Below are 20355 nucleotides of genomic sequence, written 5' to 3' on the forward strand. Positions count from 1 at the left end.
CACTTAATAGCTATGGTCGCAACCGGGGTGCCGGCTTCAGATCCGTCTACCACACCATATGGGCGGTGACATCGGCGACGCTGGCGCCGGTCACGGTGATGACATTGCTGCCGCCGAGATTGATGTGCACATCGCCGCCAGCCTGGACGATATAGGCCGTGTGCGCGGTGCCGGACGTATAGGCATGGACATTGATGCTGTCGCCTTGCGCCGCCGAAAAATCGGTGATGGTGTCGGCGCCGCTGGCCGTGCCGAACAGGAAAATATCGGCCCCGCCGTGCCCGGTCAGGGTGTCCGCGCCAAAACCACCGTTCAGCACATTGGCGGCATTGTTGCCGCTGAGCGTATTGGCCAGACTGTTGCCGGTGGCATTGATTGCCTTCGTCCCGGTCAAGGTCAGGTTTTCGATCTGCTGGCCAACCAATGAGAAGCTCACAGATGCCTTGACCAAATCCGTGCCTTGATCTGCGGCTTCCTTAACGACATCGGTAATATTGCTGACGATATAGAGGTCGTTGCCGTTGCCGCCGCGCATCGTGTCGCCTCCCGCGCCGCCGTCGAGTGTATCGTCGCCATCTCCCCCGACCAGGGTATTGTTGCCGGCATTCCCTTTGATGACATTGTCGAGCGCATTGCCGACACCATTGATAGCGGCCCTGCCGGTCAAGGTCAGGTTTTCAACGAAGTCGCCAAGCGTACAGGTAACGCTGGAGTTCACCAGATCACTTCCGCCGCCATCTGTTTCGGTAACAATGTCCTGTGCATTCTCGACAATGTACACATCATCACCGGCGCCACCAACCATGGTGTCGGCCCCGCTACCACCATCGAGGATATTCTTGCCGGCATTGCCGGTCAGTATGTTATCCGCACCGTTGCCTGTCGCACCTATGTCACCCGTTCCCAAAAGGGTAAGGGTTTCAAGGTTTATGTCCAAGGCCCAACTGATGTAGGCATTGACCGTGTCGACACCGTGGTCACTATATTCGCGAATTATATCGCCGGTATTATCGACGTAGTAGACGTCATCGCCATAACCGCCGCGCATGATGTCTGCATCCTTGCCACCGTCGATGACATCGTTACCGGTGCCTGCGGTAATGTTGTCCTTGCCGGCAAATCCGAACATGTAATTGTTGCCGTTCGTAGCATTGAGTGTATCGGCGTGGCTGTCGCCTATGTTCTTCTGTATGGATGTCGCCGTGATGGGAACAAGGTAATCATTGCCGATTGGCAATGGGGCGGTTGGAGGACCACCCAGGCTTTCTGACCAATGAAGGACTACATGTTTTGTATCTGGAGAGGCAACACTTAGTCCAAATTCATTGACGTAGCTGCCCCGTAAATCATTACCGGGTGCATAGATATACCCGCTGGAACCCGAGGTCAAAACTGTGGCGTTCAAGTTTGCCAGATCAATGATATAAATCGTTTCGGTAGTCACAGTAATTCCGCCGTTAATCTTTGCGGCAGCGTCATTGGCTGTATTATAATGTGTAACTTCCAAGGCGACCATGCCATCGTCATTCACATATATTGGGTAATAGTCGTACACATCGCCATCGTGAGAATTTTCAGCTGTAAATATCCGCGTAGTCGAGCCTGTCAAAATATTTTTGGTGAAGACATCTATCGAGCCATTGGTATCGCCATCGACAAGATTGCTGGATGTGCTGGTAAAAATGATGTCCTTGTCACCTTGTGTTTCGGCGAAGACTTGCGACCAGCCGTTTCCGATCTCGCCCGCAGAATTGCTTGACACAACTGACACTTGGCCCGTTGTGAGGTTTTTGAGAAAGATGTCGTTGCCGCCATTGGTATCATTCGGCGCCAGATTGCTACCAAGGCTCATAAACAGCATTGTGTTGTCGTCCTCGGTAACGTTTACGAGGGTGCTGAGACCGTTTATTTCGCCGCCACTCGACGTCGTTGATATTCGCGTCATCCAGCCGGTCGTCATGTCCTTCATAAAGATATCGCCGGCGTGATTTGTGTCGTAGGCGACCAGATTGGTGGACGTGCTGTTGAGATAGATTTTGGTATCGTCAGCCGAGAAATGACTCACAGCTAAGGAATATTTGTTTTCAATTACGCCTTCGGAATTCGATGATACGAGTTGAATTGCGCCCGTGGTCAGATCTTTGATAAAAATGTCGTAATTATTGTTAGTGTCTCCAGGTGCTAAATTACCTGCAGTCGTCGAAAAAATTACTTTTGTCTCGTCGTGCATGAAGCGGGCGGTGACGACAGTTCCCTCTCCGGGATATCCGTTGGCAAGAGTGTCGACTTCCCTAACTTGACCTGTTGTCAGGTCTTTATAGTAAAGTCCTCGGTTGGCGTTCGAATTAATATTAGTGGCGTCACAGGTGAAAAGCATGCCGTGGCCATCGCTGGTTACATCCTTGAACGCAGAGTAACCGTTTACCTGACCTCCGGTTGACGTCGTCGAAACGCGAACTATGGCGCCTGTCGACAGGCTTTTAAAGAAGATATCAGTCGTGCCGTTGGTGTCGCCCGTCACCAAATTATCGGCATCACTTGTAATGACGACGATATCGTCACTTAAAGATGGAGCATACCAATTTAAGAAGCCACCGTACGTAAAGGCGTTCGCGGCAACGCCATCCGCCGAGCTGGTGAGCAACACCAATTCTGGGTCGGCATTCGTGGATTCAATATTCTGTTGGTTACGATGCATGTGCTCCCCCCTTGGAAAGGCTATCCATGCCAGAGGTCACAGCGTTGGGCAAGGTGTTGTGGACCCATTTAGCGTCCCGGTATATCGGAAGCGAGGTAAGGGCATGATGATCCCTCGACAATATGCCACGTATATCGTGAACCGCTCGACATCAGCCCAAGAATCCCTCCATGATTTAATCCCAAATTAACCCTTTGGGCGGCAAAATCTGCCGGGTTAATAAGAGAGTAAAATCATGAATGGTACGGAAGTTCTGGGTGTCGGACGCGATGCGATCTGGCTGACGATCCAGCTATGTACGCCGATCTTGTTGGTCGGCCTGGTCGTCGGTGTCGCCATCGGCCTGTTCCAGGCCCTGACCCAGATCCAGGAACAGACCCTGATCTATGCTCCTAAAATCATTGCGATTTTCCTCGCCCTGCTGCTGTTCCTGCCCTTGATGGGCACGCTTCTGGCTGGCTTCATGCACAACATCGTCAACAAGATTGCGACCATGTAGCCATGCTGCTGCTCGCCACAGCCGCGCTGCGCACCGACCTGCTCCCCGGACCGGGCGGGGTCGATGTGTCGTCATTTTTCGGCACCTCGGCGCAACTGTGGGCGGTCGGACTGATCTTCCTGCGTTTGACCAGCCTGGTCATGCTGGTGCCGGGCCTGGGCGACCAGGCCGTGCCGCCCCGCCTGCGCCTGGGCTTCGCCTTTCTGCTGGCCCTGGTCATAGCGCCGATCGTCAGCAACACCCTGCCGGCCTTGCCCAATACGCTGGGCGCCATGGCCGGCGATATCTTTCACGAGGTCATTATCGGCCTGATGCTGGGCACCCTGATGCGCGTCCTGCTGTTCACCCTGATCATCAGCGGTGAAATCATGTCGCTGCAAACCACCCTTTCCTTCGCCCAGACCGCCAATCCGGCCCAGGCCCAGCCGTCGACCAGCCTCGGTACCTTCCTCGCCATGCTGGGCCTGGTCATGATTTACGCCACCAACACCCACCACCTGTTCATCCGCGCCATGGTCGATTCCTATCAGATTTTCGCCCCGACCAAGCCGATCATGATCGGCGACGCCACCACCTTGATGCTGCAGACCGTCACCAAATGTTTCGCCCTGGCCATGCAGATGTCGGCGCCCCTGATCGTCTTCGCCCTTGTCTTCAATATCGCCACCGGTTTCGTCGGCCGCATCATGCCGAACTTTCCCGTCTTCTTCGCCGCCACACCGCTCAGCGTCCTGTTCGGCCTCAGCCTCATGGCGCTCAGCCTCGGCGCCACCGGCATGCTCTTCATCGACCATTACGCCGAGTTCCTCGCCCTCTTTATCCGCGGAGGCCATGTAAATCATGGCTGAGGGGAATGACGGCGAAGACAAAACCGAAGAGGCGTCCGGCAGGAAACTCCAGCAGGCCCGCGACAGCGGCGACGTCGCCAAATCCGCCGACGTTCCGCAAGCCCTGTCGCTGATCGGCGCCTGCGCCATCGTCGCCATCAAGGGACCGTCCATCTGCCGCGACCTCGCCGGCGACCTGCTGCCGTTCTTTGCCCACCCGGAACAATTGCTCCAATCCATGGACGGCGACGGCGGCGTCACCATCGCCCACGACATCATCTTCGCCATCATCCCGATCCTGCTCATGGTCCTGGGCACGGCCGTCTTCTTCGGCGTCGCCGGCAATGTCCTGCAAACCGGCCTGATGTTCACGCCGAGCAAACTCAAGCCCGACCTCAGCAAGCTCAACCCCCTGGCGGGCTTCAAGAAGATGTTCGGGCTGGATTCCCTGATCCAGTTCGGCAAGACCGTGATCAAGCTCATCATCACTGGCTTTATCGTCTGGCTGGTGCTGAAAAACCGCATCACCGACATGCTCGCCCTGGTCGGCGCCCCGCCGATCCTGATCCTGACCTATGTCCGCGAAGCTTTCATTGCCCTGGCCGTCGCTGTCTGCATCTTCCTCTTCGTCGGCGGCGCCGCCGACTATATGTGGCAGCGCTACCGCTTCATGGAAAAGATGAAGATGTCGAAACAGGAGCAAAAGGAAGAATACAAGCAAACCGAAGGCGACCCGCACATCAAGGCCAAGCTGCGCGCCCTGCGCATGGAAAAGTCGCGTCGCCGCATGATGTCCAATGTCGCCAAGGCGACCGTCATCGTCACCAACCCGACCCACTATGCCGTGGCGCTTCTCTACGACCCCGCCGAAAGTCCCGTGCCGGTCTGCGTCGCCAAGGGTATGGACGCGGTCGCCCTGAAAATCCGTGAGGAGGGCGGCAAGCACGACGTGCCGATCGTCGAAGATCCGCCCCTGGCGCGCGCCCTCTATGCCAGCATGGAGATCGACGAGGTCATTCCCGAAGAGCATTTCGCCGCGGTCGCCAAACTGATAGGCTTCATCCTGACGCGCAAACGGCGTGGATTCTAAAACAGGAGCGGGGGGCAGGGTATGATACCAACGATGAATGATCTTGACTCATCTGCCGTTGGTAGCGGGCAAGCGCCCGCCCGAGATGTTGCGAGGAGCCATGCGGCGATTGAGCTGAAAAAGACCTCATACCAACGGTCAATCATTATGACCGTTGGTATGAGATACAGTTTGACGCTAGGGCTGGCGGGCTTGCTTTGTACCGGTAGCGTCCACGCCCAATCCGCCGCGCAAGCCCAATTGGCGGCCGATCCCTTTGCCGTCGTGTGGGCGGGAGCCGATCTCATAGCGCTCGACAATGACCAACATGTGTGGCGGCGCGCCGCAGCGGACGGCTCGCCGTGGCAGCCGGTCATATTGCCGGCCGATGAGCTTGCCGGCGCTGTCAGCAGTCTCAACTGCGCCGCCGACGATTCAGGCGACTGCATCCTAACCATGAAGGCCGGCAACAAGACCTGGCTCGACCGGTTCGACGCCACGACCGGCCTTGTCACGCACCTGCCGGTCACCGGCGCCACCATCCTGGATATGCCCTATCGCGACACGGTCTACCTGTCCCGTAAACGCGCCGACGGTGGCCAGGACCTCAGCCTCTTGAGCGCCGGCAAGGAGACACCGATCGGTGCAACGACCGGCGATGAAAACGCCATTTTTCTGCCGATCGATGGCCGCATGACGCCGGTCGCCTATCGCCTGAAAGGCGGTATGCATGTCATATCCGCCATCGATCCGGCGCCCGTCTTCTATGACGGGATAGAGAACATGCTGATATCGGGTGACGGGCTGGTCGAGCGCGAGACCTGGACCCAAGATCCTCCGCAAGTCGCCGGTCGCCGGTCGCTCAGTTTTGTCCGCCTGGCGCGCGACGGTAGCCGCATCTCCGCCAAGGGGAAGATTATCATCGCCTTGCCAACCTCAGGCCCCCTGGTCGAAGCCCGCAACGGCGCCGTCGACGCCAATAACGACATGGTCGTCGAATTGGTAAGCCGTGACGTCGATACCCTGGCCGTCTTGTGCAAGAACGGTGACAACTATGCTTTCCAGCACGTGTTCGACATCCCCCACGGCCAGACGACCACGGTCGTCGCCAGCCATTCCGGCACGGGTTTCGTGCTCAAAACGACGGGCCTGCTGCATACGCCGCAATTTGACCTGCTGCGCTTGTCGGCATCTCCGGGCGGCTGGCAGCAGCGTCCCTGCGACGATATCAAATTCACCCTTGGCGACAGCGGGGTCGCCGTCGTCGACAGCGACAGTTTCGAAACCAGGGAGGCCGTCGCGACCTCCGCCGACGGCACCAAGGTCCCCTATATCGTCCTGATGCCAAAAGGCGTAATCCCTGAGCATGTCATCATCGACGTCTACGGCAGTTACAGCTATCGCCGCGTCTTCGACGAATATCACACCATGACGCATGACGCGATGGCCACCAGCAAGACGGCGATCGCCTTCGCTATCGTGCGCGGCGACGGCAATCTTGGTTACGACTATGCTATCGCCTCGCGCACACCCTATCGCAACCTGGCGGTCGCCGATGTCGTCGCGGTGGCCGAAGATGTCGTCAAGGTCCTGCCCGGCCTGACCTCGAAGCCCGCTGTGCGCGGTCAAAGCGCCGGCGGCTGGCTGGCGTTCAAATCCGTCCTGGCGCGTCCGGACCTGTTTTCCGGTGCTATCGGCTATTCCGGCGCCTATCTCCTCAAAGGCGACCCTCTGGCCGATAACGATCTGCGCTATCTCGGCTCGCGCGACGACCTGGCGCCCGACGTCGCGGCGCTCAAGGGAACATGCCCTGCCGGTCTGCACTTTCGTTTTCTCCATGCCGTCGACGACTTCAGGACCAGTTATACCAAGGCCGAGGCCTTCGCCGCCCAGCTGACCGCCGCTCATTGCCCGGTCGAATTCGTCACTTTCGCTTCTGGCGGACATAATATCGACCTTGATGTCGATCAGATGGACGACGCTGTCCGCCGCCTGCATGCCTATTTCGCACCCTTCTAGGCAGCCAGATGCTTGAAAATACATAAGTTTTGAATCAGGGCATGACTCTCGCGAATCCTGTACACTCTGATAAGTGATTCGCTTGCCGCTTGCGCGCAACGAGGTTGTGGCGCAAGTTAAGATTGTAGTATACGAGGTGCCCGCTTTGTCCACCCCTTCATCGTCCGCCACTGCACCGACCAAATCCGTCGCGGATTTGATCAAGGCCAAGTTCGGCCGTCTCAAGGACATCAGTAACCTCTGGACGGCCGGTATCGTCGCCGCGATCGTCGTGTGCGCCTGTACGGTGGTGTGGCTTATCTCCGGTTCGCTGCCCTTCGGCGTCATCCTCGCCATCATTCTGGCCGCTTTCGCAGGCGTCATCTTTCTCGGCATGTTCGCATTTTCGACCGAGGAAGACGTCCTGGCCGCCGAAGGTTTCAAGGCCCAGGACATCGTCAAGAGCCTGAGCGAAGCCGCCGCGGTCGCCGCCTTCGACGGTCACGTCCTGGCCACCAACACCGCCTGGCGCGATGCCGGCGGTGGTGCGCGCCGCCTGCCGCAAGGCGACGAAGCGCCGGCCCTGTTCGTGGCCCTGCGCGAAGCCAAGGCGCAAGGTGTCGGCCGCGCCCTGGTCCGCCTGGGCGGTTTCGATTACGAGATGGTCGTGTCGCGCCTGGGTGAGGAACTGGTCCTTGTCCGCGCCGGCTCGCAAGGCGTCCTCGGCAACGGCCTGATGCTCAATCATGAGAACCGGCGCGACGTCAATGCCGGCGACTTCCTGCCGGGCGAGGAGCCGGAGCTGGAAGGCCACTCGCGCCACGAACCCGTTGACATGCCGGAAGCAGCTCTTGACGCCTTTGCCGGTTCCGCCCCGTTCGGCGCCGCCCTGATCCTGGGCGAAGACCTGTTCACCGCGCGTGTCACCGAGTTCAATACCGTCTTCGCTGCCCTGGTCGAAAAGGTTTCCGACGACCTGGCCGGCATTCCGTTCGGCGACCTGGTCACTGAAAATTCGCGCGCCGATCTGGTCGAGAAACTGGCCACCGGCAAGGCCGGCCCGTTCGATATCCACCTCAGCGTAAAAGCCGACCGCGCCGTCCAGATCTACGTTTCACCGGTCCAAGGCGGTTTCAGCATCTATCTCTTCGACGTCAGCGAGCAGAAGAAGCTGGAACAGACCCTGATCCAGGCCCAGAAGATGCAGGCCATCGGCCAGGTCGCCGGCGGCATGGCCCACGACTTCAACAACCTCCTGACCGGCTTCAAGTTCCGCAACGATCAGCTGCTGCTCAACCACCCGCTGGGCGATCCGTCCTATGACGACCTCAACGGTATCCGCCAGATCATCGCCCGCGCCGAGGACCTGGTCCGCAACCTGCTGGCCTTTGCCCGCAAACAGACCGTCAAGCGCGTCACCTTGAATGTCGGCGAAATGGTCAGCGAGGCCGAAGTCCTGCTGCGCCGCTTGGTCCGCGAAGACGTCAAGCTGGAAACCGAATACGGCCGCAACCTGCCCAATGTCCATGTCGACAAGGGGCAGATGGAAATGGTCATGATGAACCTGGTCGTCAACGCCCGCGACGCCATGCGCGCCCAGGGCGGCGGCAAGGTCCATATCCGCACCGCGCCCCTGTCGCAGCACGACGCCCAGGCACTCGGCTGGGAAACCGCGCCGGCCCAGGGCGCGGCCCTGATCGAGGTCAGCGACACTGGTCCCGGCATCCCGCCGGAAATCATCGCCCAGGTCTTCGAGCCCTTCTTCACCACCAAACCCCTCGGCGAGGGGACCGGTCTCGGCCTGTCGACCGTCCACGGCATCATCAATCAGGCCGGCGGGCACATCGTCATCGATTCCAAGGTCGGCCACGGCGCCACCTTCCGCATCTTCCTGCCGGTGTGGATCGAGGTCGACAAGGGCGAAGCCCCGCCCAAGCCGGTGGTCGAAGCCAAGCCCGTGCCGAAAGACCTGTCCGGCGTCGGCCGTATCCTCTTCGTCGAGGACGAGCAGATCGTCCGCGGGATCGCCGCTCACCTGCTGCGTCAACGCGGTTATGAGGTGCTGGAAGCCTGCGATGGCGAAGAAGCGCTCGACATCATCGCCGCCGAAAACGGCAAGTTCGACCTGCTGATCTCCGACGTCATCATGCCGGGCCTCGACGGCCCGTCGATGCTGAAACTGGCGCGGCCGATGCTCGGCAATGTCCCGGTGATGTTCATCTCGGGCTATGCCGAGTCGGAATTCTCCGACCTGCTGGAAGAGGAGCAAAACATCTCGTTCCTGCCCAAGCCGCTCGACATCAAGACCCTGGCAGAGCGCGTCAAAGCCCAACTGGCCGCCTAGGAAAAGCGCGTGAAATTGGCGATTGGCGTCGCAGTCGTCGCTTGCAGGTATGAATTATACCTGCGGCGCTAGCCGGCTAGCCACTCATCCAATTTGACGGCTTTTCCCCCCGGTGTGATTTAACAGGAAACTTTTCTTAACCCCTAGCCCCTTTCAAGGGGAGAGGCCGGGCGGCCGGTGCCGTGGCAGGCTTCAGCCTGCCGGGTGAGGGGTACTTTCTTAAGGTCGTTTAGCCCACCGTCACTCGGTTTAACACGCCGTCCCGCCATTGACGATAAACGACTGCAGTTCGCCCTTGTAACTCACATCGAGCGTGCCCTTCAGATCGACGCTGTCGCTTTCCTCGTGCGACGCCCCGATAATATAGTTCTCCGTCACCACCAAAGCCTTGTCGGCCGAGGTAAAAACCCGCACTCCGCCCTTGTCGCTGTGGGTTGATGACGTCAGGGCCAGCTTGATCACCTTGTCATTGATCTTGATAAAGCCGACGCCATCCGTATCGACGCCGTCCTCGGCGAATATCTGACCGTGCGGCGCATCGTTGCCGCGGAAGAGCATGGTCGTGCAGCCCGTGATCTGAGCGTCCTCATCGCCAAGGTCATTGACATAAAACGCTGCCCGCATCGCAGAGTTCGGCGCTGTTATCGCAGCGGCCGGCGCCGCCGAAGCGACCGGAACAGCTGCCGCCGCAGCCGACACGGGAGCTTCCGGCGGCTTGGGCGCCGGATGGCAAGCGGCCAAAGGCAATATGGGCAAGGTCATGGCGGCAACGATCGCTGGGGTCAGGTGTTTCATGCCGCGACCCTAACACAGGCAGCGCGAAAGGAAAGACACGCCTACCTGATACTCAGCAGGGCGCCTTTCTCAACCAATGTCCCGGTCTCGACCAATCGGCGGATGCGCGCCTCGAACACGCTTTTCAGCGCCTCCGACGTCGAGGCAAAACCGAACCCACGCGCCACCGCCACGACCAGCTCGTCGCTGGTGGCGCCGAAATTGTCCGCGACCGTAGTAACGATAGCCTGGTCGATCTCAGCCGGCGGCAACAGGTCCGGCTTGCGCAGGCCAGGCGACGTCACTTTCGCACGATCGCGCACGACGATGGGCTGACCCGGCATGGCATAGAAGAAGGGACCGCCTTCGATCGCGCCGGCGATCGCCGCCTGCTCGACCGCGCGCGCCACGGCGCCCTTGACCTTGGCCCCCATGCGCGGCAGGCCCCACAGCGTCCGTACCCGCGCCGCGATTTCATCGCCATGGACCGGACCTTCAACCGCGACGATCTTCGTCACGATATCGACCATCCGCCCCAATGGCAGGTCCTGCGGTTCCGCCGTCCGCGAAACCGCGAACGCGGCCTCTTCATAAAGATTGGCGGCGGCCGGCGGTTCACGGCCGATCGACGCCGTCAGCACCGGCCCGTCATCACCCTCGGCTGTCTCGAACGATACGGGCACCGCCCGCCTGGTCTGATAACCCGAAGCATCGCGGCCCCGCCAGGCCTCCTTGGCCGCGGCAATCGCCGCCTCGATCCGGCGCAGTTCTTCCTTCGGCCGCAAATACCAGTCGGCGCTCCAGATACGATGGATGATCCAGCCGTGCGCCTCCAGCACCTGTTGCCGCAACCGGTCGCGGTCGCGCGCCGAACGCGAGGCATGATATTGCGCCCCGTCGCATTCGATGCCCAAGACAAACCGCCCCGGCGTTTCCGCATCGGCGACGGCCAGGTCGACGCGAAAGCCCGAGGCGCCGATCTGGGTTTTGACGTCGTAGCCTAACCCGCGCAACTTTTGGCACACCGCCTGCTCGAAGGCGCTGTCATGGCCGTCGCCCGTCGCTTCGCCCTGACCGAAATGGCCGGTTTCGGCGAAGGTCAGGAACATCTTCAACGCCGCCACCCCGCGCGCCGGCGTCCGCTCCAGGTCGATATCGCCGCCGGTGAAGTTCGAGAACACCTCACATCGCAGCTTGGCGCGCGAAATCAACACATTCAGCCTGCGTTCGCCGCCTTCGCCGCTCAACGGACCGAAATTGTGCGCCAGATAGCCCTCGGCCGTCTTGCCGTAACCCATGGAGATAAAGATGACGTCGCGCTCGTCGCCCTGGATGTTTTCCAGGTTCTTGACGAAGAAGGGTTCGACCACCTCCGGCGCGAAAAACGGCTCGGTCTCCGGATGGGCGCGCCGCAGCAGTTCCAGCTCCTTCAGGATCGCCGTCCGCTGCACGCTCGAAAACGTAGCCACACCCAGGGTCTGTTCCGGGCTTGCCTTGGCGTGGGCGATCACGGCCTCGGCGACGATCTTGGCCTCGCCGGCATTGGTCCGCGTGCCGCCGCGATCATAGACCGTATCGAGCTTGTGGAACTTCAACCCCATACCGGCCACCGCATCGTAGGGCGAGGGCACGATGAACAGCCGGTTCTCATAGAACTCCCGGTTCGACACAGCGATCAAGGATTGATGTTTCGAGCGGTAATGCCAGCTCAGCAGCCGATACGGCGCGCCCTTGGCCAGGCACAGATCCAGAATGCTCTCGGCATCGCGCGCCTGGAGCGTCAGGTCGTCATCCTCGTCGCGTTCGTCCTCGCCGGTCAGCTTCTTGAAGAAGGCCGTTGGCGGCAATTGCCGCTCGTCGCCGACCACAACCAACTGTTTGACCCGCGCCACGGCGCCCAGGGCATCGACCGGCTCGATCTGACTGGCCTCGTCCATCACCAGCAGATCGAACTCGAAAGCCCCCGGCTTGAGGAACTGCGCCACCGACAAAGGCGACATCATGAAGACCGGTTTCAACTGTTGAATCGCCGGCCCGGCCTTTTCCAGCAGCAGCCGGATCGGCAAGTGGGCGCGCTTCTTGGCCAGTTCGCCGTTGAGCACCCCTAGCGGCCCGATGCCCGCCGCGCCCTTCGGCCGGCCCTCGGCGTGCTGAGCAGCGATCTGTTCCTTGGCCAACTCAATGCGCGCCAGGTCAAGCTTGCGGAAATCGTCGACATGGCGGTCCTGGCTCAATCCTTCGAAGCCGCGTAACTCCGGCCAATCGGCGAACAGGGCGTCGCGCAACACAATCGTATAGGCGCCGTCGAACTCGCCGAGCAGGGTGGCGCCGTCCAACCGTCCATTGTGGACGTCGTCGACCAGACTTTGCGCACCGAGCGCCGCCAGGGCGCGGCCGCGCGACGCGAAGGCGATAAAGCGGCTGAGCGACTCCATATCGCCCAACCATAGCGACGAGCGCACTATATAGTCGTTGATCGTGCCGCCCTCGGCGCCGAACGCCGCGACCGTATCGAGGTCGAGCCTGGCGACATAGGCATCCATCGCTGCGTCATTATCTGTCATGGCGGCATAAAGCGCCTGCCGCGCCCGGTCGCCTTCGGCCAGGTCCGCATCGCTCAGCGCCGCCAGTCGCGGCCACACCGGCTCCGGCAAATTGTGCGACAACCGCCAGCGCAGGACATTGTCGAGCGCTTCCCAGTCACTGTCGGCGCCTTGCCACAGCCGTCCGAACGCCCGCCCCAGGCCTGCCGCGGCGGAAAAGTCATCCTCGGTCTTTTGCAGGCTGACGATCACATCGACCATCTTCAGCCGCGCATCCGGATCCTGCGGCAAGGCGTCCCTGACATAGGAACGCAGCAGGGCGATATTGCGCTTATAGCCGCCGTCGAGAAAGCGCAGCACGGCGCGTCCCTTGGTGACGATATCGGCGCGGATGGCGGTATAGTCGGCACGGAGGCCGGCGTCGTTGAACAGCTTGCCGGCTTCGGCGCGCAACCGGACCAGCGTGGCGCCCGTTTTGATCAGGTCGCTTAAGGCCTTGGGATGCCCCCAGGCACTGTCGCCGAAAGCCGCCCGGTCGCCGTCGCGGGGCAGGGGCGTCAACTGAAGAAAGGCCAGCGACCGCTTCAGGTCGGGAATACGCTCGGCGTCCGGCGCGCCGAACAGCCGTGTCGCCACGGCAGCCTGTGCCTGCGCCGCCTGCAACGCCGCCTGCGAAGCCGCAATATCCTTCGCCAGGCGATCGCGTTCGGCCGGTTCCAGGGCGTCGGCGCGCACGCCCCGCCACGGATGCACCGGTATGGGCCCCAGGCCGTTCAACCGCTCGACGACCTCTTCGGCCAAACGCCGGCGTGTCGCGACATCGCCCGCCGTCCACGTCTCCGCGCCGTCGAACGTCGTGTCGCCGCCAACCTGCCCCCCATCCTGCCACCCCGCCAGCCGCCCGAGAATCTGGTATGGCGTCGCACCGCTGGGACTAAGCGGTCCATGCAGCCGCCCGGCAAACCCATTCAGGCCGCCGCGGACATCCTCCAGACGCGCCACCACGCTGGCGTCCGCCGTCAGGGGGCGCAACATACCGTCCTTGGTCCGGCGCAGTTCTTCGAGCACGGCGCGTTTGCTGATCTTGTTGGAATGCAGTTCCAGGGTCAGCGGCCCGAGACCGGCCTGTTTCAGCCGCCGATGAACGACATCGAGCGCCGCCATCTTTTCGGCGACGAACAGCACCTTTTTACCGCGGGCGACGGCGGCGGCGATAATATTGGTAATGGTTTGCGACTTGCCGGTGCCGGGCGGTCCCTTGACGACCAGGGTGCGTCCGCCGGCGGCTTCGGCGATGGCGACCGATTGCGAGCTGTCGGCATCGACGACATGGGTTTGATCGACGGCGGGAATCGCCTCGTCGATGGCGGCATCGTCGGCAATGAGCGGCGCGCTGTCCGGAATACCGTCGCGCAGCAGGGCGGTAATCAAGGCATGCTGTTCTATCCCTCCTTCCGGCCAGTTGTCGGGATCAAGATCGCGATACATCAAAAACTTGGCAAACGAAAAGAAGCCCAGGACCATGGCGTCGGGCAGGACCTCCCATCGCCCCTGGCGCGACACCGTCTCGGCCACCTTGGCGGCATAGGCGCCGAGGTCGACGGCGTCTTCGTCGCTGAAATCCTCGATGGTCAGGCCGAACTCGCTCTTCATCTTGGCCTGGAGCGTCAGATTGGGCGAGGGCGGCTCGTCGCGGCCTTTCAGCTTGAAGCGGTCTGCGGCACTCGATCGTTCCAACTGTACCGGCAGCAAAACCAGCGGCGCATAGCGGGCGACGTCGGACGATTCGGCGTCGAACCATTTCAGCAGGCCCAGGGCCAGATAGAGGATATTGACGCCCTGTTCGCTTTCCAGCGTACGCGCATCGTCCCAGATATCGAACAGTCGCTTTTGCAGGCCTTCCGATGTCAGCCGTGTCTGCAGGCGCGAATCGCTGTGCCGGGCCGCCACGCCGCGAGAATCTATTGTGTCGTCACCGGGCTGGGGAATCGCCGCCGTATCGCTGTCGTCAACCTCGCGCTCCCCGGCCGGCAAATCGGCGCCCGGCAAAAAGGTCATGGCCTTGCCGTCGCTCAAGGCACGGAAGACCTCATCGGCCTTTTCATCGACGATTTCGATGGCGCGGTTGTTGCGGGTCCGCAACGGCGTGTTGAGCAGGCGGTTGCGTGTCGACAGGTCGAGCAGGGCGTGACGCGCTTTCAACAGGCGTTCGCCGATGGGGGCCGTTACCGTATCATCCGCCATGCTTTTGGTCTCCGCAGCCCCGGGACCTTAAAGCGCATTCCGCTAAAGTGCCAAGAATGTTTCTCACAGGTTTCGGATAAATTGCGTAATCGGACACAATGCCGGCCACTCTCGACTTGACCCCGCTTCCTTCACTCGCCCCGTGACCACGGGGAGAGGGTGCCGGGCTTCAGCCCGGCGGGTGAGGGGCGTGCTCGGGCTTGGAGGAAGAGGTTATTCTCTCGAACGGCCAGTCGTTCGCCGCTTTGTTCCCTTGGTGCCTGCTAGTCTATCCATTGGTGAATTATTACCCGTGGAAAAAAGACGGCCCCAAATGCTGCAATGCAATGGATTGCATGAAAAAAATGCCAAAACCGGTCTGTTTTTACCTGAGCCGCGAGCGAGAAAGTGTTAACGCCACGCTCCCGCCGCAAAGTCGCCGCCTGACCGCCCGAATAGATTTTCGATGATCCTCGCCCGCGTCAGGTGTAAATTTCTGGCTAATTTTCCATAAAAAAAGCTCCCGGGAGGGGAGCTGATTTTCAGGTAAGATGGCGGAGAGGGTGGGATTCGAACCCACGGTAGAGTCGCCCCTACGCCGCATTTCGAGTGCGGTGCTTTCGACCACTCAGCCACCTCTCCGTCAGAGGGAACCGGCCCAAAGCCTTGAACATATAAGGATTATATAGTCAGGTTTCGGTCCGAAGCTCGGGCGCTTGCGCGCACCGCGGTCGTCAGAGGTGGCGTTCCTAGCGACAGCCGCAAAGAATCGCAAGCCTTTTCGCTTCCCTTATGATATTTTTACATTCGTCCGTAGTTGGCCCATAGATTTCTTATGGCAAACTTTGACCAATAGACGCTTGTGTACGGATACATCCTCATAAGCGTGTCTTTCTGGTGTCAGTAAACGTTAAAGCGGATAAAAAAGTGCATATTTTTAACCAAAGTCGCATTTGGGTGCTATGCAAAACGGCTTCGGAAAGTTATGAAGACGCGTACTTAAAAGTTTCAGTCGAGATGATCGGCTGTTCGTTCGATGGCCAAGAGAGGGCAATAACATGAAACTCAATTTGCTGGCGGGCGCTGCTCTCGCTGCACTTGCGGTTGCAGCGACCGGTGCTGCTGCTGAACAATCCAATGGGTGGTACGGGGCGGTTGACCTCGGTTACAACACCACTGGCGATTACAAAGCGAAGTCGACCGGCCTGATGGCCGACGGCGGTGCGTATTCGTACGACGTGGGCACGGATGATCAATGGGCCGGTTTCGCCCGTCTCGGTTATCGCTACAGCCCGAACTGGCGTGTTGAATTCGAAGGTGGCTACCGCCCCGGCGACATCACCACGGCGATCGGCTATCCGCGCGATTATCCGACCATCGCCGGTACCGGCACGGTCGACACCGCGCTGTGCACCGTCGGCGTCATCCGTACGGCTTCGACGCCCTGCGGCGGCCCCAAGGGTTCGTTCGATCAGACGACCTTCATGGTCAATCTGTACTATGACATCCTGCCGGAATCCACTTTCCACCCCTTCATCGGCGCTGGCCTTGGTCTCGACCACGTTAAGGCGAAGATGATCGGCCAATTGTCGACCAGCCCTTCGACGGGCGTTGCCGATCTCAGCATGACCGGCACCGACACGGTTCCGGCCTATCAGTTCCTGGCCGGTTTGGCCTGGGCTCTGTCGGATCGCCTCAGCCTCGACCTGACCTATCGTTATCTCGGCGCCGAAAAGGCCAAGTTCGACGGTATCGTCGCTCCGCTCTCGGCTCACGACATGACGCCGGGTCTCTCGGACACGGGTACCGGCTGGCAACAACCGGGTGAATTCTCCGGCAAGTTCAACGATCAGACGATCTCGGTCGGCCTGCGTTGGGCCTTCGGTTCGGAAGCGCCTCCCCCGCCGGCTCCGATCGAATCGCCTCCTCCTCCCCCGGTCGTCGAGACGCCTGTCGCGCCTCCTCCTCCGCCTCCCCCGGCCCCGACCTACGAAGCTCGCGAATTCATCGTGTACTTCGAGTTCGACAAGTCTGACCTGACCTCCGACGCTCAAGCCGTCGTCCAAGCCGCGGCTGACTATGCCAAGGCCGGTGGCGCTGCCCGTGTCGTGGTCGTCGGCCACACCGACACCTCCGGTTCGGCTGCCTACAACATCCGCCTGTCGGAACGCCGTGCGAAGACTGTCGCCGACGCCCTGGCCGGTCTCGGTGTCGATGGCTCCAAGCTGGCCGTTGATTGGAAGGGTGAATCCGCCCCCGCAGTCGCCACCGGCGACGGCGTGAAGGAACCCCTGAACCGTCGTTCGACGATCGACATCACGTTCTAATCAGAACGCGACGTTCAGTCCAAAACATGAAGCCCGGCCTGATTTTTCAGGCCGGGCTTTTTGCTGCTCAATTGTCAAAAAATACGCGCCTCGGGCGAGCCTGCCTTGGCCGCGCGCTCACAAATCTGTTTCTGCGCCGCAACAAAAAGTGTCACTTCGTCGGCATTATTTTTTTGACGCGCCCATTTTAGGCATTTTTTTCGGACGGCCGTCATAGCCGTCGCGCATCGCGCAAAACCCGTAAATTACACGAAATTCCCATATATATTGTGGTGCCCCGGACCCTGGACACAAGACTCGCTTGGCCTGTGTGGCAAAATCATGCCGTTTGCACCGCCGCGAACTGTGGCAATAAGGCAGCAACACGTTACGGATGTGACCACTGTCACAAAAGGTTTGCACTTTTCGCTCAAAAAGCGCTGCAAAACCTACTAAAGGATTAATCACACGGCCTGCCTTTCGGCTTGGCCTCACGCTTTGATGCTTCCAAACGCACCTTGGGCTGTCACGGGACACGATTTGTCTTGGTGGGTAAAATTTTGCTTTTTTGTAACCTTGGAGAGGGGATACTCCCAATGAAATTGAATAAATCGATCATTCTGGCCACCACCGCCGTCGTCGCCTTCGCGATGTCGAGCCATGTCTTTGCCCAGTCCACCTCTTCGCAAGACGTCGAAGTTGTGATCAAGGGTAAAAAGGGCCTCGGTCCGATCAACAAGGAAACCGGCATCAAGACGCGCTCGGTCGTCGACCAGGCCTTCATCGCCAAGGGCACCACCGGCCAGTCGATCGCCCAGACCCTGAACGTCGTTCCGGGTTACAACTTCACCAATAACGATCCCTACGGTTCGCAAGGCGGCAATCTCCGCCTGCGTGGCCTCGACGGCCCGCGTATCTCCCTGACGGTCGACGGTACCCAGCTCAACGACGCCGGCAACTACGCCATCTATACCAACCAACAACTCGATCCCGAAGTGATCGCCACCGCCTCGGTCCTGACCGGCGGTACCGACGTCGACTCGATGACGGCGTCGTCGACCGGCGGTACGGTCAACCTGACCACCCGCAAGCCGTCCGACACCTTCGGCGTCCAATATACCGGCTCGCTCGGTTCCTTTAACTACACCCGTAACTTCCTGATGCTCGATACGGGCAAGGTCGGTCCGTGGGGCACCTCGGCCTTCATCTCCTATTCGAACCAGAACTACGACACCTTCACCCGCGAAGTGCCGGATACCGGCAAGCTGCACAAGCAACAGCTGAACTTCCGCATCTATCAGCCGTTGTTCGACAACGGTTCTTTCGCCAGCCTGTCGGGTCACTTCAACCGCAATCGCAACCGCTTCATCTTCGGTCAACCCAAGGCCACCTTCGCTGACCCGACCAAGGGTGAATATTTCAACAGCGCTGGCATCGCCAACATCAACCCGTCGAACACCGGCAACCTGCGCGGTCAATCCAAGTGGGTCGTCAATGACCACCTGTTCTTCACGGTCGATCCGTCCTACCAATACGTCCTGGCCAATGGCGGCGGCACCTCGACCGTCAGCGAAGTCACCGGCAAGATCGGTTCGTGGACCAATGCCAACTTCAAGAACCACGATCTGAACGGCGACGGCGATGCGCTCGACACGCTCACCATCTATAACCCGAATACCACCCAGACCGACCGTTTCTCGCTGTTCACCTCGGCCGTCTACACCCTTGACCGTGGCGATATCATCCGCGCCGGCGCCTCGTTCGACCGCGGCCGCACGCGTCAAACCGGTGATGGCACCCTGGTCAACGCCGATGGCTCGGCGATCGATCCGTTCGGCGCCAAGCTGAAGGACAGCCTGGCACTCCTGGGTTCGGACGGCGCCGCCTACGAACGTCGCGACCGCTTCTCCAAGGCCGATGTCGACGTCTTCTTCGCCGAATATCGCGGCCGCTTCTTCGACGACGCCCTGGGCGTTCAGATCGGCGTCAAGAGCCAGAAGATGACGCGTGACCTGAACCAGCACTGCTATTCGTCGACCAAGGGTACAGGCAGCAGCACGCCTTTCTGCACCACCCAGGCGCCGACCGCCACGGCGGCCGACGGCACGGTCACCTTTGCCGGCAATACAGACAGCTTCTTCAAGCCCTACCACACCACGGTCGACTTCTCGAAGGTCCTGCCGAATCTCGGCCTGACCTGGAAGTTCGCTGACAACAGCCAGGTTTATGGCAACTACGCCGAATCGATGTCGTCGCCGCGTACGGACAACTACTATGCCGTCACCATGTCCAGCACCGGCACGGCTGCCCCGGCCAATCCGCTGCCGGAAACCGCCAAGACCATGGAACTGGGTTACCGCTTCAACACCCCGACCATCCAGGCTTCCGCCGACGTCTGGTCGGCCAAGTACGACAACCGCATCGTCTCGGCCTATGACGTCCAGACCGACACCTATTTCGACCGCAATGTCGGTAAGGTGGACTTCCACGGCTTTGAAGGCGCGGCCGCCTGGTCGCCCACGACCAACTTCAATCTCTACGCCAACGCCACCTACACCAAGACGGAAGTCAAGAACGACGTGCCGAACGGCAAGGTCGGCGGCGTGGTGGTCTTCATTCCGCTGAAGGGCAAGTCGCTGGTCGAAGTGCCGGAGTGGATGGGTAACCTGGGTGCCAGCTACCACTTCTCGGACTTCACCTTCAATCTGTCCGGCAAATATGTCGGCGAGCGCTTCTCGACCGACATGAACGACGACAAGACCAAGGCCTATACGACCTTTGACGGTTCCGTCCGTTGGGATCTGCCGGGCGTCCCCTTCACCAAGACGGGCACCTACTTCCAGCTCAACGTCATCAACATCACCAACGCCTACTATTTCGGTTCGATCAGCTCGCAGACCACGGCCTTCGCGCACCCGGAATTCAACGTGGCGAAAGCCGGCATCCCGAACTTCAACATCGGCGCTCCGCGCACGGTTATCCTGGCCCTGCACACGCAGTTCTAAGGACGGTTCGACACCACAAGGAAAGCGGCCTCCGGATGTCCGGGGGCCGTTTTTTTGTATGCCAAAGCC

Annotated in this window: 10 protein-coding genes and 1 tRNA gene; 7 read left to right on the forward strand and 4 right to left on the reverse strand. The window is 60.3% G+C overall.

The genetic code is table 11. The annotated features are described in order from the left end of the window. Window positions 1–46 precede the first annotated feature (46 nt). On the reverse strand, window positions 47–2698 hold the full coding sequence (locus AC1DX3_RS23710; RefSeq protein WP_476991834.1) for a calcium-binding protein: 2652 nt from the start codon (window positions 2696–2698) through the stop codon (window positions 47–49). Window positions 2699–2933: 235 nt separating this feature from the next. Between AC1DX3_RS23710 and fliQ the strand changes: the two genes are divergently transcribed. The 5 genes from fliQ to cckA all read left to right on the forward strand — a co-directional run bounded on the left by fliQ (window position 2934) and on the right by cckA (window position 9435). Continuing rightward, window positions 2934–3197 (forward strand): flagellar biosynthesis protein FliQ, encoded by a 264-nt coding sequence (gene fliQ, locus AC1DX3_RS23715; RefSeq protein ID WP_476991835.1) that lies wholly within the window; start codon window positions 2934–2936, stop codon window positions 3195–3197. 2 nt (window positions 3198–3199) lie between these two features. Next, entirely contained in the window at window positions 3200–4045 is an 846-nt protein-coding gene (gene fliR, locus AC1DX3_RS23720) for a flagellar biosynthetic protein FliR (protein ID WP_476991836.1), read from the forward strand. After that, window positions 4038–5114, forward strand: a complete 1077-nt coding sequence (gene flhB, locus AC1DX3_RS23725) for a flagellar biosynthesis protein FlhB (RefSeq protein WP_476991837.1) — start codon at window positions 4038–4040, stop codon at window positions 5112–5114. Before fliR ends, flhB begins: the two co-directional genes overlap by 8 nt. A gap of 171 nt (window positions 5115–5285) precedes the next feature. Next, window positions 5286–7112 (forward strand): alpha/beta hydrolase family protein, encoded by a 1827-nt coding sequence (locus tag AC1DX3_RS23730; protein WP_476991838.1) that lies wholly within the window; start codon window positions 5286–5288, stop codon window positions 7110–7112. Window positions 7113–7248: 136 nt separating this feature from the next. Further along, window positions 7249–9435 (forward strand): cell cycle histidine kinase CckA, encoded by a 2187-nt coding sequence (gene cckA, locus AC1DX3_RS23735; RefSeq protein ID WP_476991839.1) that lies wholly within the window; start codon window positions 7249–7251, stop codon window positions 9433–9435. Window positions 9436–9684: 249 nt separating this feature from the next. On the opposite strand, the gene AC1DX3_RS23740 is transcribed toward cckA, so the two are convergent. The 3 genes from AC1DX3_RS23740 to AC1DX3_RS23750 all read right to left on the reverse strand — a co-directional run bounded on the left by AC1DX3_RS23740 (window position 9685) and on the right by AC1DX3_RS23750 (window position 15617). After that, window positions 9685–10230, reverse strand: a complete 546-nt coding sequence (locus AC1DX3_RS23740; RefSeq protein WP_476991840.1) for a hypothetical protein — start codon at window positions 10228–10230, stop codon at window positions 9685–9687. 41 nt (window positions 10231–10271) lie between these two features. Beyond that, window positions 10272–14996, reverse strand: a complete 4725-nt coding sequence (locus AC1DX3_RS23745) for a DUF3320 domain-containing protein (protein ID WP_476991841.1) — start codon at window positions 14994–14996, stop codon at window positions 10272–10274. Window positions 14997–15527: 531 nt separating this feature from the next. After that, window positions 15528–15617 (reverse strand) — tRNA-Ser (locus tag AC1DX3_RS23750). A 416-nt stretch (window positions 15618–16033) separates the two neighbouring features. Here AC1DX3_RS23750 and AC1DX3_RS23755 point away from each other — a divergent pair. After that, window positions 16034–17302 carry an OmpA family protein gene (locus tag AC1DX3_RS23755; protein WP_476991842.1) on the forward strand — a complete coding sequence of 423 codons (1269 nt, stop codon included), beginning with the start codon at window positions 16034–16036 and terminating at the stop codon, window positions 17300–17302. A 575-nt stretch (window positions 17303–17877) separates the two neighbouring features. After that, entirely contained in the window at window positions 17878–20286 is a 2409-nt protein-coding gene (locus tag AC1DX3_RS23760) for a TonB-dependent receptor (protein ID WP_476991843.1), read from the forward strand. The last annotated feature ends 69 nt before the right edge of the window (window positions 20287–20355 follow it).

It is taken from the genome of Asticcacaulis sp. P2_B1 (genome assembly GCF_056404915.1).